This window comes from Vibrio sp. CUB2 (assembly GCF_001557945.1).
Classification (GTDB): domain Bacteria; phylum Pseudomonadota; class Gammaproteobacteria; order Enterobacterales; family Vibrionaceae; genus Vibrio; species Vibrio owensii.
In genome coordinates, this window is sequence record NZ_LNRB01000007.1 from 32,138 (window position 1) to 58,402 (window position 26,265).

At 46.7% G+C, this 26,265-nt stretch carries 24 protein-coding genes; 4 read left to right on the forward strand and 20 right to left on the reverse strand.

Annotation, left to right across the window (positions count from 1 at the left end):
- Positions 1 to 228: 228 nt before the first annotated feature.
- From ATB78_RS12815 to dnaQ, 3 genes are all read right to left on the reverse strand, one after another.
- Positions 229 to 621 (reverse strand): DUF1353 domain-containing protein, encoded by a 393-nt coding sequence (locus tag ATB78_RS12815; protein WP_061008843.1) that lies wholly within the window; start codon positions 619 to 621, stop codon positions 229 to 231.
- Between the two features lie 213 nt (positions 622 to 834).
- Positions 835 to 2,085 (reverse strand): TIGR03503 family protein, encoded by a 1,251-nt coding sequence (locus ATB78_RS12820; protein WP_061008844.1) that lies wholly within the window; start codon positions 2,083 to 2,085, stop codon positions 835 to 837.
- Between the two features lie 12 nt (positions 2,086 to 2,097).
- Complete coding sequence (gene dnaQ / locus ATB78_RS12825; RefSeq protein ID WP_061008845.1) at positions 2,098 to 2,817, reverse strand: DNA polymerase III subunit epsilon; 720 nt, start codon at positions 2,815 to 2,817, stop codon at positions 2,098 to 2,100.
- A 58-nt stretch (positions 2,818 to 2,875) separates the two neighbouring features.
- Here dnaQ and rnhA point away from each other — a divergent pair, with 58 nt between their 5' ends.
- Positions 2,876 to 3,340: a ribonuclease HI gene (gene rnhA, locus ATB78_RS12830; protein ID WP_061008846.1), complete on the forward strand. Its 465-nt coding sequence runs from the start codon at positions 2,876 to 2,878 to the stop codon at positions 3,338 to 3,340.
- On the opposite strand, the gene ATB78_RS12835 is transcribed toward rnhA, so the two are convergent.
- Positions 3,337 to 4,092: a class I SAM-dependent methyltransferase gene (locus tag ATB78_RS12835; protein ID WP_061008847.1), complete on the reverse strand. Its 756-nt coding sequence runs from the start codon at positions 4,090 to 4,092 to the stop codon at positions 3,337 to 3,339. The genes rnhA and ATB78_RS12835 overlap by 4 nt on opposite strands.
- Before the next feature lie 39 nt (positions 4,093 to 4,131).
- On the opposite strand from ATB78_RS12835, the gene gloB reads away from it, so the two are divergent.
- The 3 genes from gloB to ATB78_RS12850 all read left to right on the forward strand — a co-directional run bounded on the left by gloB (position 4,132) and on the right by ATB78_RS12850 (position 7,413).
- A complete protein-coding gene (gene gloB, locus ATB78_RS12840) occupies positions 4,132 to 4,890 on the forward strand; it encodes a hydroxyacylglutathione hydrolase (RefSeq protein ID WP_020195503.1) in 759 nt (252 codons plus the stop codon).
- A gap of 253 nt (positions 4,891 to 5,143) precedes the next feature.
- Entirely contained in the window at positions 5,144 to 6,730 is a 1,587-nt protein-coding gene (locus ATB78_RS12845; RefSeq protein ID WP_045414448.1) for a LysM peptidoglycan-binding domain-containing protein, read from the forward strand.
- Positions 6,727 to 7,413, forward strand: a complete 687-nt coding sequence (locus tag ATB78_RS12850; RefSeq protein ID WP_061008848.1) for a YIP1 family protein — start codon at positions 6,727 to 6,729, stop codon at positions 7,411 to 7,413. The genes ATB78_RS12845 and ATB78_RS12850 overlap by 4 nt, the downstream gene beginning before the upstream one ends.
- A gap of 28 nt (positions 7,414 to 7,441) precedes the next feature.
- Here ATB78_RS12850 and ATB78_RS12855 read toward each other — a convergent pair whose 3' ends face one another.
- From ATB78_RS12855 to ATB78_RS12930, 16 genes are all read right to left on the reverse strand, one after another.
- Positions 7,442 to 8,290, reverse strand: coding sequence for an endonuclease/exonuclease/phosphatase family protein (locus ATB78_RS12855; RefSeq protein WP_061008849.1), 849 nt, complete (start codon positions 8,288 to 8,290; stop codon positions 7,442 to 7,444).
- Between the two features lie 134 nt (positions 8,291 to 8,424).
- Positions 8,425 to 8,763, reverse strand: a complete 339-nt coding sequence (glnB, locus tag ATB78_RS12860; protein WP_005436810.1) for a nitrogen regulatory protein P-II — start codon at positions 8,761 to 8,763, stop codon at positions 8,425 to 8,427.
- A 223-nt stretch (positions 8,764 to 8,986) separates the two neighbouring features.
- On the reverse strand, positions 8,987 to 9,301 hold the full coding sequence (locus tag ATB78_RS12865) for a cytochrome c (RefSeq protein ID WP_009707411.1): 315 nt from the start codon (positions 9,299 to 9,301) through the stop codon (positions 8,987 to 8,989).
- A 64-nt stretch (positions 9,302 to 9,365) separates the two neighbouring features.
- Complete coding sequence (gene tilS, locus ATB78_RS12870; protein WP_061008850.1) at positions 9,366 to 10,712, reverse strand: tRNA lysidine(34) synthetase TilS; 1,347 nt, start codon at positions 10,710 to 10,712, stop codon at positions 9,366 to 9,368.
- Positions 10,713 to 10,815: 103 nt separating this feature from the next.
- On the reverse strand, positions 10,816 to 11,775 hold the full coding sequence (accA, locus tag ATB78_RS12875; RefSeq protein WP_005436807.1) for an acetyl-CoA carboxylase carboxyl transferase subunit alpha: 960 nt from the start codon (positions 11,773 to 11,775) through the stop codon (positions 10,816 to 10,818).
- A gap of 46 nt (positions 11,776 to 11,821) precedes the next feature.
- Entirely contained in the window at positions 11,822 to 15,301 is a 3,480-nt protein-coding gene (gene dnaE, locus ATB78_RS12880; RefSeq protein WP_061008851.1) for a DNA polymerase III subunit alpha, read from the reverse strand.
- Between the two features lie 92 nt (positions 15,302 to 15,393).
- Positions 15,394 to 16,032 carry a ribonuclease HII gene (gene rnhB / locus ATB78_RS29430; protein WP_012128688.1) on the reverse strand — a complete coding sequence of 213 codons (639 nt, stop codon included), beginning with the start codon at positions 16,030 to 16,032 and terminating at the stop codon, positions 15,394 to 15,396.
- A gap of 9 nt (positions 16,033 to 16,041) precedes the next feature.
- Positions 16,042 to 17,181 (reverse strand): lipid-A-disaccharide synthase, encoded by a 1,140-nt coding sequence (gene lpxB, locus ATB78_RS29435; protein WP_061008852.1) that lies wholly within the window; start codon positions 17,179 to 17,181, stop codon positions 16,042 to 16,044.
- A gap of 184 nt (positions 17,182 to 17,365) precedes the next feature.
- Positions 17,366 to 18,154, reverse strand: a complete 789-nt coding sequence (lpxA, locus tag ATB78_RS12895) for an acyl-ACP--UDP-N-acetylglucosamine O-acyltransferase (protein WP_005430231.1) — start codon at positions 18,152 to 18,154, stop codon at positions 17,366 to 17,368.
- 1 nt (position 18,155) lies between these two features.
- Entirely contained in the window at positions 18,156 to 18,608 is a 453-nt protein-coding gene (gene fabZ / locus ATB78_RS12900; RefSeq protein ID WP_005430234.1) for a 3-hydroxyacyl-ACP dehydratase FabZ, read from the reverse strand.
- 173 nt (positions 18,609 to 18,781) lie between these two features.
- Entirely contained in the window at positions 18,782 to 19,813 is a 1,032-nt protein-coding gene (gene lpxD / locus ATB78_RS12905) for a UDP-3-O-(3-hydroxymyristoyl)glucosamine N-acyltransferase (RefSeq protein WP_005430236.1), read from the reverse strand.
- 6 nt (positions 19,814 to 19,819) lie between these two features.
- On the reverse strand, positions 19,820 to 20,329 hold the full coding sequence (locus ATB78_RS12910; RefSeq protein ID WP_005430239.1) for an OmpH family outer membrane protein: 510 nt from the start codon (positions 20,327 to 20,329) through the stop codon (positions 19,820 to 19,822).
- A 13-nt stretch (positions 20,330 to 20,342) separates the two neighbouring features.
- Entirely contained in the window at positions 20,343 to 22,757 is a 2,415-nt protein-coding gene (gene bamA, locus ATB78_RS12915; protein WP_038891873.1) for an outer membrane protein assembly factor BamA, read from the reverse strand.
- A gap of 44 nt (positions 22,758 to 22,801) precedes the next feature.
- Positions 22,802 to 24,160, reverse strand: a complete 1,359-nt coding sequence (gene rseP, locus ATB78_RS12920) for a sigma E protease regulator RseP (RefSeq protein WP_020195495.1) — start codon at positions 24,158 to 24,160, stop codon at positions 22,802 to 22,804.
- Complete coding sequence (gene ispC, locus ATB78_RS12925) at positions 24,160 to 25,365, reverse strand: 1-deoxy-D-xylulose-5-phosphate reductoisomerase (RefSeq protein ID WP_045414455.1); 1,206 nt, start codon at positions 25,363 to 25,365, stop codon at positions 24,160 to 24,162. Before ispC ends, rseP begins: the two co-directional genes overlap by 1 nt.
- 51 nt (positions 25,366 to 25,416) lie before the next feature.
- Positions 25,417 to 26,259: a phosphatidate cytidylyltransferase gene (locus ATB78_RS12930; protein ID WP_005436782.1), complete on the reverse strand. Its 843-nt coding sequence runs from the start codon at positions 26,257 to 26,259 to the stop codon at positions 25,417 to 25,419.
- Positions 26,260 to 26,265: the final 6 nt, after the last annotated feature.

A 26,265-nucleotide genomic window follows, 5' to 3' on the forward strand; every position in this document is an offset into this window, starting at 1 on the left:
GAAGTGATTGTGTGTGCGTACTAGAACCAACTGCGAGTGCTCTGTGGAGGGTGAAGAAACAAACGCCTTAGCGCGCTGACAATAGATTCTTAGTCTCACTGAAGCTCGCTAGAATGACGGTTTATTTTAAGTTATCAGGCTACTACACGCACAGTGCCCCTAGGTTTCCGTCATTCTGAACAGTGAGGAACGAACGTGATTCAGAATCTACTTACCAAGAGACCCTAGCTAGGCAGATAAAAGATCCGGTTTAGAAAAACATCCGCCAAACACTCGGACTCCGTAATAGATGTACGTCGCCCTAAAATTCGACATGCCATGTTCGAGGCATATTTGACGCAGAAGTCTATCCGCTTGTTCTCGGCTGCTTTGAGGTAGCACTTCTTCTCTCATCAACTGGTATAACGCGTCATGAACCAGAGAAGCTTTAAGAATGTTCTTGGTATCAATCGCTGGACCACTAGCCCCATCCCATGAGTAACCTTTCTTAATCGTCAGCAAACCTTGCTCAGATAGACTCAGAAACGGACTATCGAAAGGCTGTGTGAGGGTAATACCGGTTTCAACCTGTTCTTCGGAATGAAGGTTATATTTGTACGTCCGACGTTTTTTGTACTTCATAAGAGACCTCCTAGTCACCTAGCTTCTTTGAAATTTGGAGCTTAAATCTTTCACACACTCAAATCAGCTTTAACCGACTTAGTGAATATCACGAATGATTTTGCAAATCGAACCGATATTCATAACCTTCGCCAAGAGTGTCACAAAATTAGATGCACCATAAAAAGTAAAACGGAGCCAATCGGCTCCGTTCTATAATCTAAATTCTGCGCCCTACTTCTTAGGCACTTCCAATTGCATCTCTGGCATGGCTTGGCGTTTGGCTTTGAACTTGCTCCAGATGATCCAGAATAGAATCACTAGAATCAAGGCAATCACGTTGCCGATGGCGATGATGATCATGCTGCGTTTACGTTCGGCTTTGCGCTCGGCGATGATGCGCTTTTCCATTTCGATGCGGCGTTGCTCGGCGATCTCTGCTTCTTTCGCTAAGCGTGCAGCTTCTAGATCCACTTCATCGACGACGCTGAATGACTGCTCTTTGATAGGGAAGACTAATGAGCGCTTGGTTGCTAGGTCTGTGGCAAAGACTTCACCATGCCATGAGTACTTACCTAACTCTGGATCATTATCCATCTTAAGCGTGGTTTTGGTACCGTCAGCAGACACTTGACCTTGGCTGTAACTGATAAAGCCATCTGGCGCTTCTTGCTCAACGTTCACGGCAATGGATCCTGGAGTGATCATGCCTTGCTCACCACTGACCACTAGCTGGTGTGGTTGGTCTGCATGACGTGCTTGAATAAAGGTGCGTGTGATTGGCGATGGGTACACCAGTACCACTTGCTCCTGAGCTCGCAAAAATACGCCATTGCCCGACGTAATACGTGCACGGTATTTACCCGGCTCGATATCAATTGGCAGTTGAACGGTAAACACACCGTCGCCAGCTTTTTCATCTAGCCCACGGCCATCATCAGCAAACTCGCCAATCACCATAGGTACAGGACGCGCTTCTTTGATCAGTTCGTCTTCGTTTTCTACAAACTTAGTGAAAGTGACGCGCAGATTTACGCGGTCTAGGAAATCACGCAGTACGAGCGGCTTATCGTCTGAAGTCAAACGTGCGGTAAACTTGAGCGCTTCATTCTGATAAAGGCGATTTGGGAATACATCTGTGCTGAGCTTTAAGTGTGAGATCAGACGAATGTTGTTTTTCGGGGTGACTTTTCCGACAGCCTGCCACGGACCTGGCATGGGTTTATCTATCGAGATGATATCGAGGGAAGATTCTTGATACCAACGAACGTTGTCGTAGGTGCCCCAAGCGTAATACTTTTTACCGTCAGGGCGGACAAGGACGACAGGCTGAGAGCTCTGTTCACGATAAACCAAAAAAGTAATCTGTTCGATGGTGGGATCGACACGAAAGCGGTTATCTAACAAAGACATGGCGGACTCGCTCGCGGCAAACGCGAAACAACTCCAGAACGCTAAAATAGCGACTGACAAAGCCCTCAACATAGTCTCTCCTATTTACTGCCAAATACTGTCGTTCACCAGTTCGAGTCTTTTCTGGTGTGCTTCTACTTCATCGGCAGTTGCACGCAAAACCTTTAGCGCTTTTCTTCCTTCAACACGACGAATGCCTTCCGCTTCACCGTCTTTTTTATTGGCATTAAACTCTAGGCTTGTTTGTCCACCTGTCATCAATAGGTAAACGTCGGCTAGAATCTCCGCATCGAGCAATGCCCCGTGGAGAGTACGGTGTGAGTTATCAATGCCGTAACGTTCACACAATACGTCGAGGTTGTTTCGCTTGCCCGGGAAGATTTTCTTCGCCATGGCAAGGGTATCGGTCACCTTACAGTAATCATCCGTCTTACCGATGCTTGGATTGAGCATTTCAAACTCGTAATCCATGAAGCCGGTATCGAAGGGCGCGTTGTGGGCAACCAGCTCGGCACCTTTAATGAAGTCTAGAAACTCTTGGTGTACGGCAGAGTATTCTGGCTTATCGACCAAGAATTCATCCGTAATACCGTGGACGCCAATCGCATCTGGTTGGATTTCACGGTCAGGCTTTAAGTAAACGTGAAAGTGACGACCAGTCAGCTTACGGTTGATGATCTCCACGGCACCAATTTCGACGATGCGGTGACCCATGTAGTGAGGACCACCTTCTAGGTTCATACCCGTGGTTTCGGTATCGAGAACGACAATACGATTATGTTCAGAATTGCTGCTGGTATTCATAAGGTTATGTGTGTCAGACTATGCTTTATTAAATGTTTCGGCTAATAGTACCAAAAATATGACCAAACACGTTGAGATTTTCACTGATGGATCTTGTTTAGGCAATCCGGGCCCTGGCGGCTACGGCATTGTCTTGCGTTACAAGCAAACAGAAAAGACCCTCGCGAAAGGCTACACTCTGACCACGAATAACCGCATGGAAATGTTGGCCGCCGTGGTTGCACTTCAAACGCTAAAAGAGCCATGCCAAGTGACATTAACGACGGATAGCCAGTACGTGCGCCAAGGCATTACGCAGTGGATTCACAACTGGAAGAAACGTGGCTGGAAAACAGCGGATAAAAAGCAGGTGAAGAATGCCGATCTATGGCAAGCACTTGATAAAGAAACCGCTCGCCACCAAGTTGATTGGCATTGGGTTAAAGGCCATGCAGGTCATCGTGAAAATGAAATCTGTGATGAACTAGCACGCACTGCCGCGGAAAACCCAACCGAAGAAGATACAGGGTATCAAGCGTCTTAGTTTTTACTGCTTGAGACCTTTTTCACTGCACTACCCTCTCTGTTCATCACACCAAGTGGTGTTAGCTTTCTCTTCAAGCGCCAATGCGGCTTGATAGGCTTGAGAGGGTACGTTCGTTTACGAGCCACGATATAATACAAACCCCCCGCCGGTGATGCCCAATCACCCAAACTGTTCTCTAGCCACGTCCACATGGTTTTGTAACGCGTCATTGGAAACAGCGCATAGCGATCGCAGTGAATCACTTGATAGTTCAATACCCCTAACCAGTCTTTAATCCGGTTCACCGTGAACATTCGACCACTCCATGGCAAATTATTTCTTCGCCAAGGCAATAAACTCGCTAACCCAGTGAGACTGATCGGATTGAACCCCGTAATAATAAGATAACCATCATCCATCATGACGCGATCAACTTCGCGCAGCAGTCGATGGGGATCACTTGCATAGTCAAGCTGATGAGCAAGCACCACAACATCAAAGCTTTTTTCTAAAAAGGGTAATTCGTAACCATCTGCGATGACATTATGCAACGGGTTCTGGATATCTACGTTGACTTGGTGTTGAATGTTACAACTACAGCTGGTTAGCTCACAGCTCAAACCACCCAATTTCAACATGTGGTAACCGAACAGCTTCGGACACCACTCATCAAGTCGGGTTTGGATTGACTCAAGTACCCACGGCCCATTGTTCATGTCTGACCAAGTCGACGGGTGCTGTAAAGTTTTGTTGCTGAGTGCTGGTTTCATTAACCACCTGACTATATAAAGGGTGACGGAGAACGAATCGTGTTAGAGATCAAAAGCATACCCGCATTTAATGATAATTACATCTGGCTGATACAAAATAGCGACAAGCGATGTGCCGTGGTCGATCCGGGCGATGCTAAGCCAGTGTTAGAATATTTGCAGGCTAACGAGTTAACTTTAGAAGCGATCTTAATTACGCACCACCACAACGATCACATTGGTGGCGTTCCAGATTTAGTTCATGCTTTTCCTCATGTTTCTGTTGTAGGGCCAAAAGCTGAACCTATCCCAACATTAACCAATGCAATGGAAGAAGGCGATAAGCTTGAGCTTTTCGGAGAAATCTTCATGGTGCTGGGTTTACCGGGTCACACGCTTGGTCACATCGGCTACGCTGGTGATGGTAAATTGTTCTGTGGCGATGTGCTGTTCTCTGCAGGTTGTGGCCGTATTTTTGAAGGCACACCAGAGCAGATGTTCGAGTCACTAAGCAAAATCATGAAGCTGCCAGAAGAGACCGAAGTGTTCTGCGCGCACGAATACACCGCAAGTAACGTAGCCTTTGCCCTAGCGGTTGAGCCAGACAATGAGCACTTACGCCAGTACCGTGATGACGTAAACCGACTACGCGGATTAAACATTCCAACTATTCCTACCACGCTTCGCAAAGAGAAGTTAATTAACCCATTCCTGCGTGCAACAAACGCAGAGGTCATAAAATCTGTAACAAACCGTATCGAAAATAGCGACCCATGCTCGGTTTTTACAGCTTTACGTGAGTGGAAGAACGAATTTTAACCAATTTCTGCTTGTAACTTTGCTCGACGCAAGTATTATCGTGAGCTGATTTTCATAGAAGCGCCTTTGGCGCTTCTATTGCGTTTGGGGCTGATATAAAGCTGTTTGTATTTCACCCAATCGCATAAAAGTAGCGGCTTTCGCGCCCTACCCTTAGTTAGTGTTACAAGATGTCTATTATCTTGCGACTGCCACGCACCTTAGCTGCGCGACAGGCAGGAGAAGATAAACAGGCCCTAAATAGGCTGAATCCATGCGTTTAAAGTACAGTTGGGCGTTGGCGTTACTACTTTCTGGCTGTCAATTGACACAGTCAGATTCAACAAACACACCAACACCAGAAACCAATAAGTCCGAGCAAGCGGTAAAACAAGACGCGGCTCAAGCGGACTCCGAGAAAAAGCAATCGATAGCGAAGAAACCTGCTAAAGAGACGCCGAAAACCCTTTCTCCTCAGGAACAAGAAGATGTATGGCGTCGTATCGGCATGCAGCTTGAAATGGACATCCCAGACAACAAGAAAGTCGCTTACTACCGCACATGGTATCTGAAGCACCCTAACCACCTGCGCACCGTATCTGAGCGTGCACAGCCGTTTTTGTACATGATTACAAAACGCATTGAAGAACGTGGTCTTCCAATGGAATTGGCGCTTCTACCTATCGTAGAGAGCTCATTTGACCCATTCGCGTACTCACACGGTAGCGCGGCAGGTCTTTGGCAGTTCGTTCCTGGCACCGGCAAGATGATGGGCCTAGAGCAGAACTACTGGTACGACGGTCGTCGTGATGTGTACGCAGCGACAGATGCAGCACTTGATTACCTAGAGCAACAAAGTAAGCGCTTTGACGGTAACTGGGACCAAGCGATTGCAGCTTACAACAGTGGTGGTGGTCGTGTATCAAGCGCGATTCGTAAGAACAAAAAGCTAGGTAAACCTACGGACTTCTTCTCTCTAGATCTTCCAAAAGAGACCAGCAGTTACGTTCCTAAGCTACTTGCGCTTGCAGACATCATTGCGAACCAAGATAAGTACGGCATCGACATTCCACCGATCCCGAACAAACCTGTGCTTACGCAAGTCGATCCAAAAGAACAATTGGATCTCGCAATTGCGGCAGACTACGCAGGCATTGGTGTGAAAGAGCTGCAAGGTTACAACCCAGCTTACAACCAATGGTCGACAGCACCGAATGGCCCACACCAGCTTCTTATTCCTATCGAGAAAAAGGATCAGTTCCTAGCTCAGGTGAAGAAGAACCGTGGTAAAGGTATGAAAGTCGCACGCTACAAAGTGAAGTCTGGTGACTCACTCAGCGTATTGGCTCAGAAGTACGGTACGACAACGAAAGTTATCCAACGTGCTAACGGCCTAAAAAACAACAATATTCGCGTTGGTCAGTACCTAATGATCCCAACGTCAACTAAAGACGATGCTAAGTACGCGTTAACCGCCGAAAATCGCCTTAACAAAACGCAATCTCAAGCTCGCGGTCAATTCAAACTGACTCACGTTGTGCAATCTGGCGAGAGCTTGTGGTCTATCGCAAAAGAGAACAAGGTTTCTCATAAGTCTCTGGCGAAATGGAACGGCATGGGACCAAAAGACACCTTGCGCGTTGGCCAAAAGCTTGTGATCTGGAAAAACTCAGACAAAGGCGCAGTGATTCGCACAGTATTCTATGACGTGCGTTCTGGCGACACCATCAGTGGCATTGCGAGCAAGTTTAAGGTGAAGAGCAACGACATCGTGAAATGGAATTCTCTTCAAAAGCAGAAGTACCTGAAACCAGGTCAGAAGCTTAAGTTGTATGTTGACGTAACTAAGGTAAGTGTATGAACCCATCGAGTAACCCGCTTGTAATGTTGTTGGATATTTTTCGTTCTCCAACATCTAGCTTCTTGGCGCTGTATCAGCGTGGAGGCTGGGGATGGCAACCGTTCATCTTTTTGATGCTCAGTCCATTCCTATTCTGGGGTGCCTATTTCTCGAATGTGGATTTCACTTGGCTAAGTGAACAATTAACGGCTCAATTCCAACAGGTCGATCCTAAGCAGATTGAGCTGTTGGAGCCAAACACGCTGATGGCAAGTGCGATCATCAATGATGTGTTTAACCGCTTTGCAACTCTGCTGCTTTTGGCGCTGTGGTTCTTCCTAGCGACGAAAGCAAGCAAACAACAATACGGTTACTGGAAATGGTTTGCGGCGGCTTCTGCAATCTTATTCCCAGCGGTACTAGGCGACATCGCAAGCTATGCGAGCCTGTTACTGAAACACGGTCAGGTAATGACGTACGCGGCGGATTTAAACAGCCTAAATGGTTTGTTAAAACTGCCACTCACCAATGAATGGTCACATTTTGCTAGCTCATTACCGCTGCTTTTACCTTGGTACATTGTGCTTGGTTACGGTGTGGTTCTGACTTGGACAGAGTTTGAACGTGGACAGGCTCTTGTGATTTCGAGCCTGCCTTGGATTGCGTTTTACGTGATTTGGGCGTTGTACATCGTTATTACTTAAAACCATTTAAGCGAGCTCATAAGAGCCCTTACTGGTCGTTAAGCGTAAACGACACCAATAATGGATTATGATCGGAAGCGTCGCTCTGCGGCGCTTTCGCGTTTTTGAGGGTCAGACCTCGATAAAAGACGTGGTCGAGTGGTAATCCGGTAATGAACTGAGTGCGGTTATCTTGACTGAACTTCGCTTCTTGTAGGTCTGCCTTTTGGAGAGCCGTCTTCATTGCTTTAACGCGGTCCTCACTCCAGCTATTGAAATCTCCCGCAAACAAAATTGGGCCTTTGTGCTCTTTTAAAACCATTTCTAAACCAGACAACTGTGAAGTGTACTCTTCCGTGCCAACGGTAAAGTTAATCGCATGAATGTTTACCACGGCTAGGGTCTCGCCATTGCTAAGTTGATACTTGCTGTACAGAGCCGACTTTGGCAAATGCAGCCATGGTTCTTTAGAAGTGTATGCGCAAGCACGAATTGGCTCTTTCTGCGCAATACTGATTACCCCTGCACCACTTCCTAGTGCCTTAAATGCGCTCACTTGGTTGCTCATCCAATGGCCTTCCACCAGCCAGTTTTTAAACTCATCGGTCAAACTGGCTTCTTGTAAAAGCAACAGCTGTTTATTGGCAGAGAAAGCATCGAGCGCTTCTTGCCAGTTGTCTCTGTTTTGCTTATAGATGTTCCATACCAAAACGTTAAGCTCACCATTCTTATCAATCGCTTGTGGCTTATTAAACTCCATACAGCGGATATCTTGAGTAATGTTCATCCCTGTTTGAGTAACAATCTGTGGTTGTTCTGGCACAGTAAAGATCACCTGAAAACTCACAAACCCAGCGATAATGAGAAAAACTAACGCAAAAGCTAAACGCTGATACATAGACCTACCTGAATGCAAATAAAATGGAATCAAAAATGCGAGCAATAAAAAAGGAGCCATTCTCGGCTCCCTTTTAGCTTACTCAAATTTTCACCACATGCTGTAGTGAAATCTTATATCTATCTGGATAAAGATTAGATTGCGTCTTCGTCTTCTTCACCCGTACGGATACGTACTACACGCTCTACGTCGGTTACGAAGATCTTACCATCACCAATCTTACCGGTTTGCGCCGTTTCAATGATGGTTTCTACACACTTGTCTGCAACGTCTTCTGTCACAACGATTTCTAGCTTCACTTTAGGAAGGAAATCCACCATGTACTCAGCACCACGGTACAATTCAGTGTGACCTTTCTGACGACCAAAGCCTTTCACTTCAGAGACGGTCATCCCTGTAATGCCTACTTCAGCCAATGCTTCTCGAACATCATCCAATTTGAATGGCTTGATAATCGCTTCAATCTTTTTCATGTTCATCCCTTAAGCTTCAATCGTTTGCGCATATTATCGGTTAGCGTCTCACAACATTCAATCCTTGTTGTCACCAAGCACCTGAAAATCCTGACACTGGTGGAATTTATTTGCCGATGAATGTAACAAAGTCGCGCAGTCAGCAATCCCGCATGCCCAAAACGAAAAAACCAGAGCACTGGCTCTGGCTTGGTCTAAATCTTTATCTGGTTTATACCCGCGCTTACTTCAAGCTTGCGTAGTACGCTGCTAAGTTTGCGATATCTTCGTCTGACAGTAGATTCGCTTGCGCTTGCATCACTGCGGCAAGGCCACCTGTGCGTTGACCCGCTTTGTACGCTTTGATTGAACTTACGATGTATTGCTCATTCTGGCCTTTCAGGTTTGGGTAACCAGGAATCACCGCGATACCATCCGCACCATGACAAGCAGCACATACGCCTGCTTTTGCTTGCCCTGCGGCTACATCACCTGCCGCCAGAGCTTGCCCACTTAACATGGTTAGCGCCACCATTGCGCCCATGATTGTTTTCTTCATTGCTTCACCTAATCGATTCTTATTTAAGGATTTTTATATTTTATAATCGACATTGTGGCATGAATTACAACGACTTGCGCCAGATAAGTTCACAATCTTGGCCACTGAAGGCTTGATCAACAAACAAATCACCGACCGCCACCACCTGATCTTGGTACATCAAAATCGGGATCTGGCGACGCAGCCAACTCGGCACGTTGTACTCTTGAAACAACTTCTTCAGCTTACGGCTATGGCTACGAGTGGTTGGGTGCGCAGAGAGTCCCTCTGGATTAAACGTCACTCGTAATAGCTCTGGTTGAGGCGGCAAGGCAATGGTGGCTTGTTCTGAGCGGGTACTCAAAGTGAGTTCTCCGAGTCGCTCAGGCAATACCAAAGCAGTATCGGTTTGAATGTCACTCTGCCACGTCGCAACATTGGCTGTTTCAGTTACCCAATAAAGGCGATTTTGAAAACGACGAACTTCACCCTGCTTAAGTTGCAGCTTAGGGTTCGCATCTTGCTGTGCCAATCCGACTTCATTCCAAATTAAATTGAGTTGCGCTTGGGTTGGCATGTTAGCGTTCAACTTAGCCAGCCACATACGTACCAATCGCGCACGAGCCAGTTCACTGTGCGTCGTCAATTCTTCAATACTCAGGCTCAAATCACTTTGTAGAGCACGTTCAAACACTGCGTGAAGCAACTCATCCAGCAAAGCTTCTTGCTGCGCGCACAAACTCGCACTGCGCAGCACTGCTTGATGGATGCTCGGCCAACGTTCAGAAAGTTCTGGCACTATACGATGACGGAGGAAGTTACGGTCGTAACGAATATCTTGGTTGCTTTCGTCTTCTACCCAACTCAGTTTTTGCTCTTTGGCTGCCGCTTCGATTTGCTCTCGCTTAACGGCCAGTAATGGACGAACTAATGTGCCACCAGCAAACGGCATGCTTTCAGCCATTGATGATAACCCCTTTGGTCCACTGCCCCGTTTAAGTGCTAACAAGAAGGTTTCCACTTGATCATCGGCATGTTGCCCTGTCAGCAACAAGTCACCGGTTTGGATATGCTTTGCTAATGCCTGGTAACGTGCTTCACGCGCCAACAACTCAATGCTTTCACCACTATTGATGTCTAAGTTCACGTGCTCAACTGAGCATGAGATTCCCGCTTGCTGAGCCCACACTAAACATTGATTTGCCCAATCGTCTGCGTTCGAGCTCAAGCCATGATGTACGTACACCGCGTGGCAGCTACCGGATTTAGAACCTGCTGATTGATTATCTATCGAATTCACTTGGCGATAGCGACTAAGTAGCTCGAGTAATAAACGCGAATCCACCCCACCACTAAACGCCAAGACAATCTTGGTGCCTGATTGGTAATAACGATTAAGAACTTGAGCAAATTGCGAGTAAAGCGATTCCATAAATCATCCGACAGAAACAAAAAAGGGTTGGACGCATGCCCAACCCTTTCTATTTTATCTGTAATCTTGCGAGAATTCAGCTAGCGCCTAGCGTCAGCTGTAATTAGCAGTAACCGTAGTTCATTAGACGTTGGTAACGACGCTCAAGTAACGTTTCGTGATCCAACTGCTCAAGGTCTTCTAGCTGACGAAGCAAGTTTGCTTTCATGTTTTCAGCCATTTGAACGTGGTCACGGTGCGCACCGCCTAGTGGCTCTTCGATGATTTCATCGATAAGTTCAAGCTCTTTTAGGCGCGGAGCTGTTAGGCCCATCGCGTCTGCTGCTTGTGGTGCTTTGTCTGAATCACGCCACAGGATTGAAGCACAACCTTCTGGAGAGATTACTGAGTACGTTGAGTACTGAAGCATGTTCACGTAGTCACCTACACCGATTGCAAGTGCACCGCCTGAACCGCCTTCGCCAACAACGTTACAGATTACTGGTACTTTAAGACCAGACATCACTTTTAGGTTCTTCGCGATCGCTTCAGATTGACCACGCTCTTCCGCGCCAACACCTGGGTATGCACCTGCTGTGTCGATGAAAGTGATGATAGGCATGTTGAAACGCTCTGCCATTTCCATCAAACGTAGCGCTTTACGGTAACCTTCTGGTTTAGGCATACCAAAGTTACGTTTTACTTTTTCTTTGGTCTCACGGCCTTTCTGGTGACCAATGATCATCACTGGACGACCTTCAAGACGTGCAATACCACCAACGATCGCTTTGTCGTCAGCAAACGCGCGGTCACCCGCTAGTTCATCAAATTCATCAAATGCGTGCTTGATGTAATCTAGTGTGTATGGACGTAAAGGGTGACGAGCCAGTTGAGCTGTTTCCCATGCACCTAGATTGCTGAAGGTTTTCTTCTTAAGTTCTAGGCTCTTTTTCTCAAGCTGTTCGATTTCTTTATCAAGGTCAACCGCAGAATCACCACCGTGACGAGATACGTCACGTAGCGCTTCGATTTTCGCTTCTAGTTCTGCGATTGGCTTTTCAAATTCAAGAAAGTTTAGGCTCATCTATGAATCCTTTTTTACTCAGCGTCTTACATATTGCGCTGAATTTTTAGTTAAATTCGAGTTCTACTTGGCCTTTGCCAAGCAACTGTTTTAAATCGTCTAGTAATGTATCTGTTGGCGTTACTCGCCATTCGGTGCCCAATGTTAACCGCGCTCTGGCGTCGGCACGCTGGTAGTATACATTGACAGGTACGGTTCCGGCTTTGTGCGGTTCTAAAATACGAGTAAATTGCTCAAAGAATTTATCGTTGATCTGGCTAGCATCAATAGATACCGACAAACCACGTGCGTATTTTTCACGTGCGGTACCCAGATCCATAACTTCACGCGCCGACATTTTAAGGCCACCGTTGAAGTCATCAAAGCTGACCTGTCCAGAAACAACCAGAATTTTATCTTTTTCGAGAAGTTCTGCATACCTATCAAGCGCATCCGAGAACAACATCACCTCCATTCGACCACTTCGGTCGTCCAGAGTCATGATACCGATACGCGTACCGCGTTTGGTTGTCATCACGCGAGCGGCAATAACCAGACCCGCAACTGTCACAGATTGATCGCGACGAGTTGGGGTCGCGTCTTTTAGTCGACAACTAACGTACTTATTTAGTTCCTTTATGTATGCGTTAACTGGGTGTCCGGTCAAATATAAACCGAGCGTCTCACGTTCACCCTCTAGCCATACCTTCTCTGGCCATGCTGGCACTTGAGTATATTTGTGCTCCACCTCTTCTGGCGCATCAGTCAACACACCGAACATATCAGTTTGACCAAAAGCTTCCGCTTGGTGGTGTTGGCTTGCCGCTTTCACCGCATCATTAAGCGATGCCATTAGTGCCGCACGATGTGGACCTAGCCTGTCGAGTGCGCCCGCGTAAATCAGTTTTTCGATAACACGCTTATTGACCTTTTTCAGGTCAATTCGCGCACAGAAGTCAAATAGGTCGATGAAGTGACCGCCTTTGTTGCGCGCTTCTAAAATCGCATCGATTGGACCTTCACCCACGCCTTTAATCGCGCCGATGCCGTAAACAATCGCACCATTCTCGTCTACGTTAAAGCGGTACAAGCCGGCATTGATGTCTGGCGGAAGAACGGTGAGTTTCATGCGGAAACATTCGTCTACTAGGCCAACCACTTTCTCAGTGTTATCCATATCGGCGGTCATTACCGCTGCCATGAATTCTGCTGGATAGTGCATCTTCAGCCATAACGTTTGGTACGAAACCAGTGCGTAGGCTGCCGAGTGAGATTTGTTAAAGCCGTAACCCGCGAACTTCTCTACCAAGTCGAAGATCTTCATCGCCAACTCGCCATCGACGCCGTTGGCAATTGCCCCCTCTTCGAAGGTAGCACGCTGTTTCGCCATCTCTTCCGGTTTTTTCTTACCCATCGCACGACGAAGCATGTCCGCACCACCTAGGGTGTAGCCAGACAGCACCTGTGCAATCTGCATTACCTGTTCTTGATACAGGATGATGCCGTAAGTCGGATCGAGAATCTCTTTAAGCGATTCGTGTTGCCACTTTTCATCTGGGTATGAGATCGCTTCACGGCCGTGCTTACGGTCGATAAAGTTATCTACCATGCCCGACTGCAGCGGACCCGGACGGAAAAGTGCTACCAATGCGATGATGTCTTCGAAACAGTCCGGTTGCAGACGCTTGATCAGCTCTTTCATACCGCGCGATTCAAGCTGGAATACCGCAGTAGTTTCTGAGTTTTGCAACAATCGGAATGACGGAGCATCGTCCAATGGAATTGATTCGATGCGAACTGGATCTTTGCCTTCGCGTTCTAAACGCGGGTTAATCAGACCCAACGCCCAGTCGATGATGGTTAGGGTACGCAGACCCAAGAAGTCAAACTTAACCAGACCGGCCGTTTCAACGTCGTTCTTATCGAACTGAGTAACCGGGAAGTGGCCTTCCGAGTCAGCATAAATCGGCGCGAAGTCTGTAATGGTGGTTGGTGAGATTACAACACCACCCGCGTGCTTACCGGCATTACGTGTACAACCTTCAAGGAGGCGACACATGTCGATAAGCTCTTTCACTTCTTCATCTGCGTCATACAACTCAGGAAGTGCAGGCTCAGCTTTGAACGCTTTTTCCAGCGTCATGCCCGGATCAGGCGGAACCAATTTTGAAATACGATCAACGAAGCCAAACGGGTGGCCAAGTACACGGCCTACGTCACGGATTACCGCTTTCGCCGCCATGGTACCAAAGGTGATGATCTGAGATACCGCATCACGGCCATACATTTCCGCTACGTGATCAATTACTTGGTCACGCTTATCCATACAGAAGTCGACGTCGAAATCGGGCATGGATACACGTTCTGGGTTCAAGAAACGTTCGAATAGAAGGTCGTATTCCAATGGGTCAAGGTCGGTGATCTTCAGTGCATATGCCACCAAAGAACCAGCACCCGAACCACGACCCGGACCTACCGGAATCGCGTTGTCTTTCGACCACTGAATGAACTCCATTACGATCAAGAAGTAACCAGGGAATCCCATTTGGTTGATTACGTCGAGTTCGATTTGCAGACGATCATCGTATTCAGGACGACGCTGCTTGCGCTCTTCCTCATCTGGAAACAGGAACTCTAGACGCTCTTCCAGACCTTCGCGAGACTTCATGACCAAGAAGTCGGTCTCTTCCATACCTTCAGTTGGGAAGGCAGGTAGGAAGTATTCACCCAAACGTACTGTCACGTTACAACGCTTGGCAATTTCAACACTGTTTTCTAACGCTTCCGGAATGTCGGCAAACAGCTCGCACATTTCCTCTTCAGTACGCAGGTATTGTTCTGGGCTGTAGTTCTTTGGACGACGCGGATCTTCTAGGGTGTAACCATCGTGGATCGCTACACGGATTTCATGGGCGTCAAACAAGTCTTCACTGATGAAAACAACTTCGTTGGTTGCGACAACTGGCAGCTCAACCTCTTCTGCCAATTCAATCGCAAAGTGCAGGTAAGTTTCTTCATCCGGACGACCAGTACGAACCAATTCTAGATAGAAGCGATCTGGGAAATATTGGTTGTAGAACTCGACACAACTGTCGACAACTTTACGGTTGCCTTTTAGCAATGCTTTACCGATTTCACCGTTCTTCGCGCCTGATAGAACGATCAAACCTTCTGATAGTTCAGCCAACCAAGCTTTGTCGAGCACCGGTTGGTGTTGTACGTGACCACGAAGGTAAGCTTTTGAGATCAGCAACGTGAGGTTTTTATAACCTTCATTGTTTGCCGCAAGTAACGTTAATTGCGTCAGCTCCTCGCCAAACTCATCCGATTGCATTTTGAAATCAGCACCGATGATTGGCTTCACACCACTGCCGTGCGCAGTGCCGTAGTACTTCACCAAACCACATAGGTTAGTGAAATCGGTCAATGCCATTGCAGGCATACCGAGTTCGGCGACTTTCTTAACGAGCGGTGGAACTTTGTTGATACCATCCACCATAGAGAAATCACTGTGAACTCTTAGGTGAATGAACTTGGGATCTGACATTAACAGGTACCGTAAAACTATATCTTAATTGGGATTCTAACCTAAAGCAGGCGTGGTTTATAACACCGATTCGCCTATTCTATTACTTTGCTTTATTCTTCGATGCCGAGCGCTTTCTTCACGGGCTTGAAGCTCTTACGGTGTTCACTGATCACACCGTGTTGCTCAATCGCTTCGAAGTGCGCTTTGGTTGGGTAACCTTTGTGCTTAGCAAAGCCAAACTGTGGGTATTGTTTATCCAACTCTTCCATTTCTTGGTCACGAACCACTTTAGCAATGATTGACGCCGCGCTGATTTCCGCCACGCGCAAGTCGCCCTTCACCACAGCTTGGGAATCCATTGGCAGTTCAGGACAACGATTACCATCGATAAGCGCAAGGTCTGGCTGTACTTTCAAACCCGCAATCGCACGTTGCATGGCAACCATGGTCGCTTGCAGGATGTTGAGCTCATCAATCTCTTCAGGAGAACAGCGGCCTACCGCCCATGCTAAGGCTTTCTCTTTGATTTCTGGCAGCAGTGCAAGGCGTTTTTTCTCACTCAGCTTTTTCGAATCGTTTAAGCCTTCAATTGGGTTATTTGGATCTAAAATAACCGCTGCGGTAACAACATCACCCACCAAAGGACCACGCCCTACCTCATCAACTCCCGCAACCAACTGGTAGCCTTGCGGGTATTCAAACGGTGGTAGTTCAACTTTTGCTTTGGTCGTTTTTGGTTTTACAGCCATGGTCAATCTCTATTTTTCAATCAGTTTTAGAACCGCGTTTGCGGCTTGTTGATCCGCATCTTTGCGAATCCAATGATGCATTTCAGTGAACTTATCCAACATTTCTCGGTTATCGCTCTCTAGTAAGCGAGACACTTCGTCGAATAAATTGTCTGGCGTGCAATCATCTTGCAGATATTCTTTAACCAGCTCGGTATCAGCCAGAATGTTTGGCAGCGAAACATATTTCGTTTTCAGCAGGCGCTTAGCAAGGAAAGCCGTCACCGCGTTGACACGGTAACCGACCACCATTGGACGCTTGAGCAACATACATTCTAACGCTACGGTGCCAGACGCCAACATCACGGCATCTGAAGCGGTAATTACGTTGCGCGCAGTATCGTCCACCAGTTTGAAATCAAGCTCTGGCGCATGCTCTTTCCACGCTTGCTCGAATTGTTCGCGACGTTTCTGGTTTACTAGCGCTACGACGAAGCCAAGATCGGGGAATTTCTGGTGCAATTTCTTACAGGTTTCGATAAATGGCTGAGAGAGCATTTTCAACTCGCTGCTACGGCTACCCGGAAGTACCGCTAACCATTGCTTATCTTGCTCTAAACCGAGTAGCTCACGTGCAGGCGCTTTGTCTGATTGCAGCGGAATGGCATCAGCCAATGTGTGACCAATGAATTCACAAGGCACATTGAATTTGTCGTAGAACGCTTTTTCAAACGGTAGGAATGCCAGTACTAGGTTAGTCGCTGCTTCAATTTTAAAGATGCGCTTTTGACGCCACGCCCAAACCGATGGGCTTACGTAATGCACGGTTTTGATGCCAGCATTTTTCAGGTCTAGCTCAACACGTAAGTTAAAATCTGGTGCATCGATACCAACAAAGACATCCGGCGGGTTATCAGTGAAGTATTTCACGAGCTCAGCTTTGACTTTCAGCAGTCTTGGCAAGCGGCCCAGCACTTCAACCAAGCCCATTACGGCAAGCTCTTCCATATCGAACAGAGACTCGCAGCCTTGCGCGATCATTTTAGGGCCACCAATACCAACAAACTCTGCGTCTGGGTATTGCTGTTTTACCGCTTTGATAAAGCCTTCACCTAGCGTGTCGCCAGACAGTTCTCCGGCAATGATGCCGATACGTAATGGTCTTTCCATATCTACTTCGCTATTTTTCCTGTGCGCTATGGGTAACGATTTAAGCTAAACGATTTAAACTATGTATCCACATAAACCGCGGTAGCTGCACAATCTGCAGCGTACAAACCGTTATCCATAAAACACAAAAAGACCGCAGCCCAATTTGGGCGCGATCTTTTCAATTTAACCGCTCATTCGTTAATTAACGAATAATGCCACGTTCCGTTGTTTCCAGAATATCTGAGAAACGTTTCACCGCTGGCCACTCTTGTGCCATTTCAGCTAGGATTGGTTTCACTTCTTCCAGAGTCTTACCTGAACGGTAGATTTCTTTGTACGCTTTTTGCAGCGCACGAATTTCTGGTTTTTCGAAACCGTTACGCTTCAAGCCAACCAAGTTCAAACCAAATGGGGTTGCGTGGTTACCTTGAGCCAATACGTAAGCTGGTACGTCTTGAACAACCGCAGAACAGCCGCCAACGTAAGCATAAGCACCAACCGTACAGAATGGATGAATCGCAGAAAGCGCCATTACACCTGCGTGATCATCTACCGTTACGTGACCACCAAGGATCGCATTGTTACCAATGTGAGTATGGTTACCAACGACTACGTCATGTGCGATGTGTGCGTTTACACAAAGCAGGTTGTCGTCACCAATCACTGTTGTTGCTTTATCTTGAACCGTACCACGGTGAACCTGAACCGCTTCACGAATCACGTTACGGTCACCGATAACCACCGTTGTATCTTCGCCACCGTACTTCTTGTCTTGGTTTTCTTCACCAATCACAGCATGTGGGAAAATGCGGTTATCTTTACCAATTTTGGTGTGGCCTTTGATCACTACGTGAGACATCACTTCTGTGCCTTCACCAATCTCCACCGTAGAGGTGATGTAAGTGAAAGGACCAACGGTCACGTTAGCGCCAATTTTCGCGCCTTCTTCTACCACCGCAGCTGGGTGGATTTTAGCGGTTTCATGAATCATATTAAAACTCTCGACGAGCACACTTCAGCTCAGCTGAACATACCACTTCGCCGTCAACTTTTGCCACACCGCTGAATGCAGCAATGCCACGACGCTCTTTCAGAAATTCTACTTCAATAATCATTTGATCGCCTGGTACTACTGGTTTACGGAACTTAGCACCGTCAACACTTGCGAAGTAGTACAGCTCGTTTTCCGTCGGTGCACCAAATGATTTAAATGCAAGTAGGCCTGTCGCCTGAGCCATCGCTTCCAGGATCAATACGCCTGGGAATACTGGTAGCTGTGGAAAGTGACCTGTGAACTGAGGTTCGTTAACCGACACATTTTTAATTGCGTGAAGGTACTTCTCTTCTTGGAAGTCAATCACACGGTCGATCAATAAGAATGGGTAGCGATGAGGTAGTAGCTCTTGAATTTCAGAGATGTTCATCGTTTTCTTTTCAGTAGTCAAAGTCGTCTTCCTATATCAATTCTCAACAACCAAGATGGCAAGGCAGCGGCAAATGCCACTTATGCAGTAATCGCCTGCAAAGTGTATACCAGCTTGGTGATAAATCTACTTATAGCGCGTCATTATAGAAGAAAAAGACCCGCATTTCGCGAGTCTTTGTTCAGAATGTGGAACTAAGATTCTTCTTTCGTTTCCAGCTGTTTCTCAACAGCTTTCAGACGTTTGTTCATCTCGTCAATGCGGTGAACTCGAGTCGCCGTCTTGCGCCACTCTCGGTTGGTTTGCAGTGGAATGCCTGATGAGTACAGACCTTTCTCTTCGATACTGCGCATAACCATGCCCATACCGGTGATAGCTACGCCATCTGCAATCGTGATGTGGCCATTCAGAACCGACGCGCCGCCGATCTGACAGTACTTACCAATTTTGGTACTGCCCGCAACAATAGTACCACCTGGCATCACGGTACCATATCCGATCTGCACGTTATGAGCGATTTGAAGTTGGTTATCAAGAATTACGTTGTCTTCAATGATAGTGTCTTCAAGTGCACCACGGTCAATCGTCGTACACGCACCAATCTCAACGCGGTTACCGATACGCACTGAACCCAACTGAGGGATTTTGATCCACTCGCCTTTGTCATTTGCGTATCCGAAACCATCAGAGCCAATGACTGTGCCAGATTGCACTAGACAGTCATCGCCCATTGATACTTCATGATAGATAGTCACATTAGCCCAAAGCTTAGTGTTGTTACCTAGCTTTGCGTTTTTACCGATAAAGCAACCTGCGCCAATACTTACGTTGTCGCCCAGCTCTACACCCGTTTCAATCACTGCGTTTGCACCGATAGTTACGTTAGTACCCATCTTCACGTCTGCTGCGATAACGGCACTTGGTGCGATCTCGTCAGCTGGCTTCGGAGTGGTGTCCATTGCTTGTACTACTCGAGCAAAAGCAATGTAAGGGTCAGCCACAACCAATGCGTTACCCACACATTGATCTTTGTGATCGGCTTTCACCATCACAACTGTCGCTTTGCACTCAGAAAGGTGTTTTGCGTATTTTGGGTTAGACAAGAAGGTCACATCACCTTCTTGTGCTTTATCCATTGGAGCTACGCGGCTTACAACGAGAGACTCGTCACCAAATAGCTCTCCCCCGGTAATTGTTGCCAACTCGGCTAATGTCAATGTCTTCATAACTTCTTATTTTAGAGCTTTAATTACGTCTTCAGAGATGTTGTATTCTGGCTTACCGTACTGAAGAGAAGAAATGTCGATTACCATGTCGTAACCTTTCTTCGTTGCTACTTTCTTCACTGCGTCTTGGATAGTCTTGAATAGCTTCGCTTTCTCTTCAGCTTCGCGACGTGCACTTGCTTTCTCTAGAGCTTGTGCTTTCACTTTGTATTCGCTGTCTAGTTTAGCGATGTCGATACGTAGTTTTTCAACTTCGTCTTGACCTAGAAGCTCGCCATCACGCTGTAGCTTTTCAATTTTAGTCTTAGCACGTGCTTGGATAGATTTCAGCTCGTCTGCTTTGCTCTTAAAGTCTTTCTGCATTTTTTGTAGAACTACTTCGCGTTGAGGAAGCGCTTGGAAAACTTGAGCAGTATTTACATAAGCAATTTTCTGAGCAGCTTCAGCCGCGTTAGCAAACATTGAAGAGCTAAGTACTAGAAGGCCTAGGCCAGCTGCTTTGATCATTTTATTCAAAATATTTTCCTCTTTAGAAGGTTCTACCGATAGTGAACGTGAAGAACTCTTCATCGTCGCCATCATATTTCTTAATTGGTTTCGCTAGCGAGAATACTAGAGGCCCCATTGGAGACATCCATTGCAACGCCGCACCGTAAGATGAGCGGTAGTTGGTTGGATCTGAGTAATCGTAGTAGTAACGGTCACCGTATTCCGCGCCTGAGCTACGGTAGTCGAACTCTGTATCCCAAACACTTGCCATATCAAAGAAGATACTGGTACGGATTTGGTTACGAACTTCGTCCGAAGCAAATGGTGTTGGAACAATTAACTCAAGGCTTGCAAGTGCAACAGCGTTACCACCAACAGCATCATCTGTTGCTGTATCTGCACCGTTGTTCGAGCCAGAGTAATCACGATAAACCGCTTTCGGACCTACTGTGTTCGAGCCGAAACCACGTAGTGTTGTAAAACCACCCGCGTAGTAGTTTTCGTAGAATGGGAACAAGTTATCGTTGCCATCCGTTTGACCATAACCGTTACCATAACCTAGACGACCACGGAACAAGAGTGTGAACTCGTGTTTCTTAGTCAATGGCACGTATTGACGAACATCATACTGCATCTTGAAGTATTGAACGTCAGAGCCAGGTACGGTCATCTTATAGAATGCACGTTGGTGGTTACCCGCTGTTGGGAAGTAGCCACGGTTTAGGTTGTTACGTGTCCATGAGATGTTGAAGTCAAAGTCATTTGTGTTCAACGCGCCGCTAGAATCAATGTTGTCTTCTTGCGCCTGTAGGAACTGTTCTACCTGTAGGTAAGGTGACAAGTTACCGATCTTGTTGTGAGTGTAACCAACACCAAACTCAAAGCGGTTCAGTTCGTCGAATGGGAAACCCCATGTCAAACTTGCGCCGTAACTTTGGTTGGTATAGTCAACGATACCCGCTTCAGATGCTTCGAACTCGTCGTAGAAGATCTTACCACCCAAACTTACACCATCTAGGTTCCAGTAAGGGTCACGGTAGTCCAAGCTCACGTTTTTCTGGTAGTCGTTCATCATCGCGTTAATGCCAACGCGGTTACCACTACCAATAAAGTTGTCTTGTTGTAGGCCAACCTGGAAGCTCACGCCCGATTCAGTACCATAGCCGACACCAAAGTTCACGCTGCCTGAGTTTGCCTCTTTCACAGAGTAAACTAAGTCTACTTGGTCATCGCTACCAGGAACACGTACCGTTTGTACTTCTACGTTCTCGAAGTAACCAAGACGGTTTAGACGCGTTTTACCGGTTTCGATTGATTTCGAGTTTAGCCAGCTGCCTTCCATCTGACGCATTTCACGACGTAGTACTTCGTCTTTGGTTGAGTTGTTACCCGTAAAGCGAATGTCACGTACGTAAATACGGTTACCCGGCTCAACGTTTACAACAAGCGATACTTGTTTGTTTTCATCGTCGAACTCAGGGATGGTATTTACTTGTGGGTAAGCGTAACCAGATTCACCAAGCACACGCTTGATGCCTTCTTCCATCGAAGTAACACGAGAGCCGTTATACGTCTCGTTGTCTTCGAAAGGAACTAGCTTTTCGAACGTTGCTTCTTCACCGATCAAGTTACCGCGGAATTTCACGTCTTTAACGGTGTACACGTCGCCTTCTTCAAGACCAAGGGTAATGTATACGCCTTTTTTGTCAGGAGAAATCGCCACTTGTGTCGAATCAACGTTAAATTTCAGGTAACCACGGTCTAGGTAGTAAGACTTCAGCGCTTCGATATCACCAGCAAGCACTTGCTTCTGATATTTTTCGTCCGCTAGGAAGTTCCACCATGGCACGTCAACGTTTAGGTTGAAACGAGAAAGAAGGTCTTCATCAGAAAAGACTTCATTGCCGATAAAGTTGATTTGCTGAATTTTCGCCGATACACCTTCGGTGAAGACGAATTTCAAGTCAGAACGGTTACGAGGCAATGGAGTAACAACCGCTTTTACGGTCGCGTTGTATTTACCAACACTGTAGTAAAAGTCTTCCAAACCTTTTTCGATGTTGCTCAGCGTAGTGCGGTCAAGCGCTTCACCTTCACGAACGCCAGAAGCATTCAGGTTTTCTTGTAGCTGCTCGTCCTTGATTGCTTTGTTGCCTGAGAATGAGATGCTCGCAATAGTTGGACGCTCTTTCACTTGAACAACCAGAACATCACCATTACGCAGCACTTTCACATCTTCGAAGTTACCCGATGCGTACAATGCGCGAATGATCTCTGCAACATCGCCTTGGTCAACGGTATCACCGACACGTACAGGCATTTTCAGCAACGCTGCACCCAGTGCCACACGCTGCAATCCATCGATTTCAATATCTTGAACTACAAAGTTCTCTGCTCCGTTTGCAGATACACTGGTCGCCAGTAAACTTGCAAACAGAATTCGCTTAATCGCCATACTTGTTCTAATTATTCCTTGCTACTGCTTTTGTCTCTGAACTATCACAGACGAGTAAAATCATTAAATAGCGCTAACGCCATGAGCGAGAAGATAATCGCACCACCAATTCGATAGCCCATTTCCTGTACTTTCTCAGGTACTGGGCGTCGGATGACTGCTTCAATTGCAAAAAACAGCAGATGCCCACCATCCAACATTGGTAAAGGAACGAGGTTAATAATACCTAGGTTAACACTAATTAGTGCTAGAAAACCTAAAAAGTAGACCAGACCGTAGTCTGCGGTCGCACCTGCTCCTTTGGCAATAGATATTGGTCCGCTCAAATTGTTCAGACCAACGTCACCTACAATCAGTTTCTTAAGCATACTGATTGTAAGTCCAATAACTTGACCAGTTTTGTCAATCGCTTTGCCAATAGACTCGAATACACCAAACTGTAATTCGAAGCGATAACTTTCTGGCCATTCTGCGACTTCAGGTGCGATACCCGCGAAGCCAACTGTTTCTTTGTTAGCTAGCTCACGACTACCTGGAGTCAATGTGAAAGATTGCTCTTCACCTTGACGTAACACCGTCAGGTCAATTGGCGTTTCTGGGTTAGAACGAATGGCTTCAACCACTTCATCCCACTTAGAAATCTTATCACCATTAATCTCGATGATTTTATCGCCAGCTTGTAGGCCTGCTTGTTCAGCGGCACCACCTTCACTCACCTGTGCCAACTCCGTATAAATCTCTGGAGTGTACGGTTTGAAGCCTAGCGATTGCATCGCAGATTGTGTTTCTGGATCAAATTTCCAATCACGGATATCAAGTGTCTTCGTGACTTCCGAGCCTACTTCATTAGCCGAAGAAAGCGTTACTGTCATCGAATCATCACCAATATGGGAAACTAATCCCATGTTGACTGATTCCCAGTCCGGAGTTTTGATACCTGAGATGGATTTTAGTTCCATCCCTGATTCAATTCCTGCTTCTGCAATGATTGAATTGGGCGTAACTTCACCAATTACCGGCTTCACTGCTGGTACTCCAATCAGGAAAACCAACCAGTAGGCAACAATAGCAAACAGGAAATTAAAGATAGGCCCCGCCGCCACGATCGACGTGCGTTTCCAAAGTGGCTTTTGGTCAAACGCCAAATGCTTTTCGTGCTCAGGCACTTCGTCAACACGGCTGTCCACCATCTTGACGTAACCACCTAGCGGAATCATCGAGATGCTGTACTCAGTTCCGTCTTTGCCTACCTTACTCCAGATAGACTTACCAAAACCGATAGAAAACTTTTCAACTTTTACACCGCAACGACGCGCAACCCAAAAGTGACCATACTCGTGCACGGCCACCAAGATGCCCAGTGCAACGATAAAAGAAACCAAATTCCACAAAATACCAGTCATTAGCTACGCTCGCGTAAAAATTCTAAGGCGATAGTTCGTGACATTCTATCTAGCTCTATCAAGCTTTCCAAGCTATTCACATTCTCACTTTTATGGCTTGCAGTGATTTTGTTCAAAACTGATTCATTGATGCGAGCGATATCAGTGAAACCAAGACGGTTATTCAAGAAAGCATCAACAGCGACTTCGTTTGCTGCATTTAGTGCCGTTGTAGCATGTTGACCTTCGTAACAAGCATCAATCGCTAGCTTCAAACACGGGTAGCGAGCAAAATCGGGCTGAAGGAACGTCAACTCACCTACTTGAGTAAAGTCGAGTGGTTTCACACCAGCATTCACACGAGATGGGTAAGACATGGTCAGTGCAATCGGCGTTGCCATATCGGGTTCTCCCATTTGTGCTAAGACGGAACCGTCTCGGTATTGCACCATAGAGTGAATCACTGACTGAGGGTGAATGATCACTTTCAGCTGTTCGCGAGCCGCATTGAACAGCCATTTTGCTTCAATGTACTCAAGGCCTTTGTTCATCATGGTTGCAGAATCAACCGAGATCTTAGGTCCCATCGACCAGTTAGGATGAGCGATTGCTTGTGCAGGAGTAACGCTCTCAAGCTCAGCGATATCCGTGTAGCGGAATGGACCACCAGAACCAGTAAGCAGGATAGATGAAATGCCATGCTCTTCTAAGTTACAGCGACCTAGATTGGTTTGAACTTGTTGAGGTAAACACTGGAAGATCGCGTTGTGTTCGCTGTCTACTGGAAGTAGCTCCGCGCCGTGCTCTTCAACTGCATCGATAAACAGTTGTCCAGACATCACCAGTGCTTCTTTGTTAGCAAGGAGAACACGCTTGCCCGCTTTTACCGCTGCCATGGTTGGAAGCAGACCTGCCGCACCAACGATAGCCGCCATCACGCTGTCGACTTCTTCTAGGGCAGACACATGGCAAAGCGCATCAACACCCCCCAACACTTCTGTACGAGGAGACACTGAAGCCAACTCTGACTTAAGCGCCACAGCCGCCGCTTTATCCGCCATTACAGCATATTTAGGTTGCCATTTACGGCAAAGTGCGACCATCTTTTCAACGTTCGTGCTTGCCGCCAATGCGACGATAGAAAACAGCTCAGGGTTTTGTTCAACCACTTTAAGTGTGCTTGCACCGATTGAGCCTGTTGCACCAAGAATCGTTAACTTTTGCATGATGTAAGACCGTTAGAAAAACTCAGGAGCGACGACGCCGCTCCCGATAAATTAGAATACGTAGTAAAGAAGAGCAAATACTGGGAATGCAGCCGTTAGGCTATCAATACGGTCGAGAATGCCGCCGTGCCCTGGAATGATGTTACTGCTGTCTTTGATGCCAGAAACACGTTTGAACATGCTTTCTACTAGGTCACCAAGAACAGAAATCACAACTGTAATCAATGTGATGATTACCATGTGAATTGGGCTGGTAAATTGAATATCAAACCAACCTGCGAACAACCATCCAACAATTAATGCTGCAATGATGCCGCCAATCAAACCTTCGATAGTCTTGTTTGGACTAACATGTGGCGCCATTTTACGTTTACCCATGCTTTTACCAGCAAAGTAAGCTCCACTGTCTGCAGCCCATACCAAGAAGCAAACGTACAGCACAAGTTTTGCGCCGTGGTATGGATCTACTGAAATATCGGAAGCTCTAAGGATGATCACACTCCAAAGGAAAGGGATCAAAGTTAGAAAACCAAACACATGACGCAATGCTTTACTGTTTTGCCACAGGTTGGTTGTTTTAGGGTAAGTAATGGCCATCCCACTTGCGATAATCCACCATGCAAAACCGAGCGCTAACACTGTGTAGTGCGGAGTTGCTAGTTGGTTAAGGCTTGCCGCATCTGGCGAGATGAATAGAAAACTGAGTCCGGTTACGACAACGGCTGGTACAAGCGCAGCGATGCGTGAATTGCTTTCTGTAAACTGGGTCCACTCCCAAAAACCTAATAGCGTAATCGCAGTCAAAGCGATAATGAAGCCGATTAGGGGTAATTTAAAAATACCTAAAATTACAAGGGGAGCTAAAATTAGTGCTGTTATTATTCTCTGTTTCAAACTAAC

What these genes read in the sequence shown, in the direction of transcription:
- ATB78_RS12815 (WP_061008843.1), bottom strand. Translation starts at nt 621, where the DNA reads ATGAAGTACAAAAAACGTCGGACGTACAAATATAACCTTCATTCCGAA.
- ATB78_RS12820 (WP_061008844.1), bottom strand. Translation starts at nt 2,085, where the DNA reads ATGTTGAGGGCTTTGTCAGTCGCTATTTTAGCGTTCTGGAGTTGTTTC.
- dnaQ (WP_061008845.1), bottom strand. Translation starts at nt 2,817, where the DNA reads ATGAATACCAGCAGCAATTCTGAACATAATCGTATTGTCGTTCTCGAT.
- rnhA (WP_061008846.1), top strand. Translation starts at nt 2,876, where the DNA reads ATGACCAAACACGTTGAGATTTTCACTGATGGATCTTGTTTAGGCAAT.
- ATB78_RS12835 (WP_061008847.1), bottom strand. Translation starts at nt 4,092, where the DNA reads ATGAAACCAGCACTCAGCAACAAAACTTTACAGCACCCGTCGACTTGG.
- ATB78_RS12845 (WP_045414448.1), top strand. Translation starts at nt 5,144, where the DNA reads ATGCGTTTAAAGTACAGTTGGGCGTTGGCGTTACTACTTTCTGGCTGT.
- ATB78_RS12850 (WP_061008848.1), top strand. Translation starts at nt 6,727, where the DNA reads ATGAACCCATCGAGTAACCCGCTTGTAATGTTGTTGGATATTTTTCGT.
- ATB78_RS12855 (WP_061008849.1), bottom strand. Translation starts at nt 8,290, where the DNA reads ATGTATCAGCGTTTAGCTTTTGCGTTAGTTTTTCTCATTATCGCTGGG.
- glnB (WP_005436810.1), bottom strand. Translation starts at nt 8,763, where the DNA reads ATGAAAAAGATTGAAGCGATTATCAAGCCATTCAAATTGGATGATGTT.
- ATB78_RS12865 (WP_009707411.1), bottom strand. Translation starts at nt 9,301, where the DNA reads ATGAAGAAAACAATCATGGGCGCAATGGTGGCGCTAACCATGTTAAGT.
- tilS (WP_061008850.1), bottom strand. Translation starts at nt 10,712, where the DNA reads ATGGAATCGCTTTACTCGCAATTTGCTCAAGTTCTTAATCGTTATTAC.
- accA (WP_005436807.1), bottom strand. Translation starts at nt 11,775, where the DNA reads ATGAGCCTAAACTTTCTTGAATTTGAAAAGCCAATCGCAGAACTAGAA.
- dnaE (WP_061008851.1), bottom strand. Translation starts at nt 15,301, where the DNA reads ATGTCAGATCCCAAGTTCATTCACCTAAGAGTTCACAGTGATTTCTCT.
- rnhB (WP_012128688.1), bottom strand. Translation starts at nt 16,032, where the DNA reads ATGGCTGTAAAACCAAAAACGACCAAAGCAAAAGTTGAACTACCACCG.
- lpxB (WP_061008852.1), bottom strand. Translation starts at nt 17,181, where the DNA reads ATGGAAAGACCATTACGTATCGGCATCATTGCCGGAGAACTGTCTGGC.
- lpxA (WP_005430231.1), bottom strand. Translation starts at nt 18,154, where the DNA reads ATGATTCATGAAACCGCTAAAATCCACCCAGCTGCGGTGGTAGAAGAA.
- lpxD (WP_005430236.1), bottom strand. Translation starts at nt 19,813, where the DNA reads ATGAAGACATTGACATTAGCCGAGTTGGCAACAATTACCGGGGGAGAG.
- bamA (WP_038891873.1), bottom strand. Translation starts at nt 22,757, where the DNA reads ATGGCGATTAAGCGAATTCTGTTTGCAAGTTTACTGGCGACCAGTGTA.
- rseP (WP_020195495.1), bottom strand. Translation starts at nt 24,160, where the DNA reads ATGACTGGTATTTTGTGGAATTTGGTTTCTTTTATCGTTGCACTGGGC.
- ispC (WP_045414455.1), bottom strand. Translation starts at nt 25,365, where the DNA reads ATGCAAAAGTTAACGATTCTTGGTGCAACAGGCTCAATCGGTGCAAGC.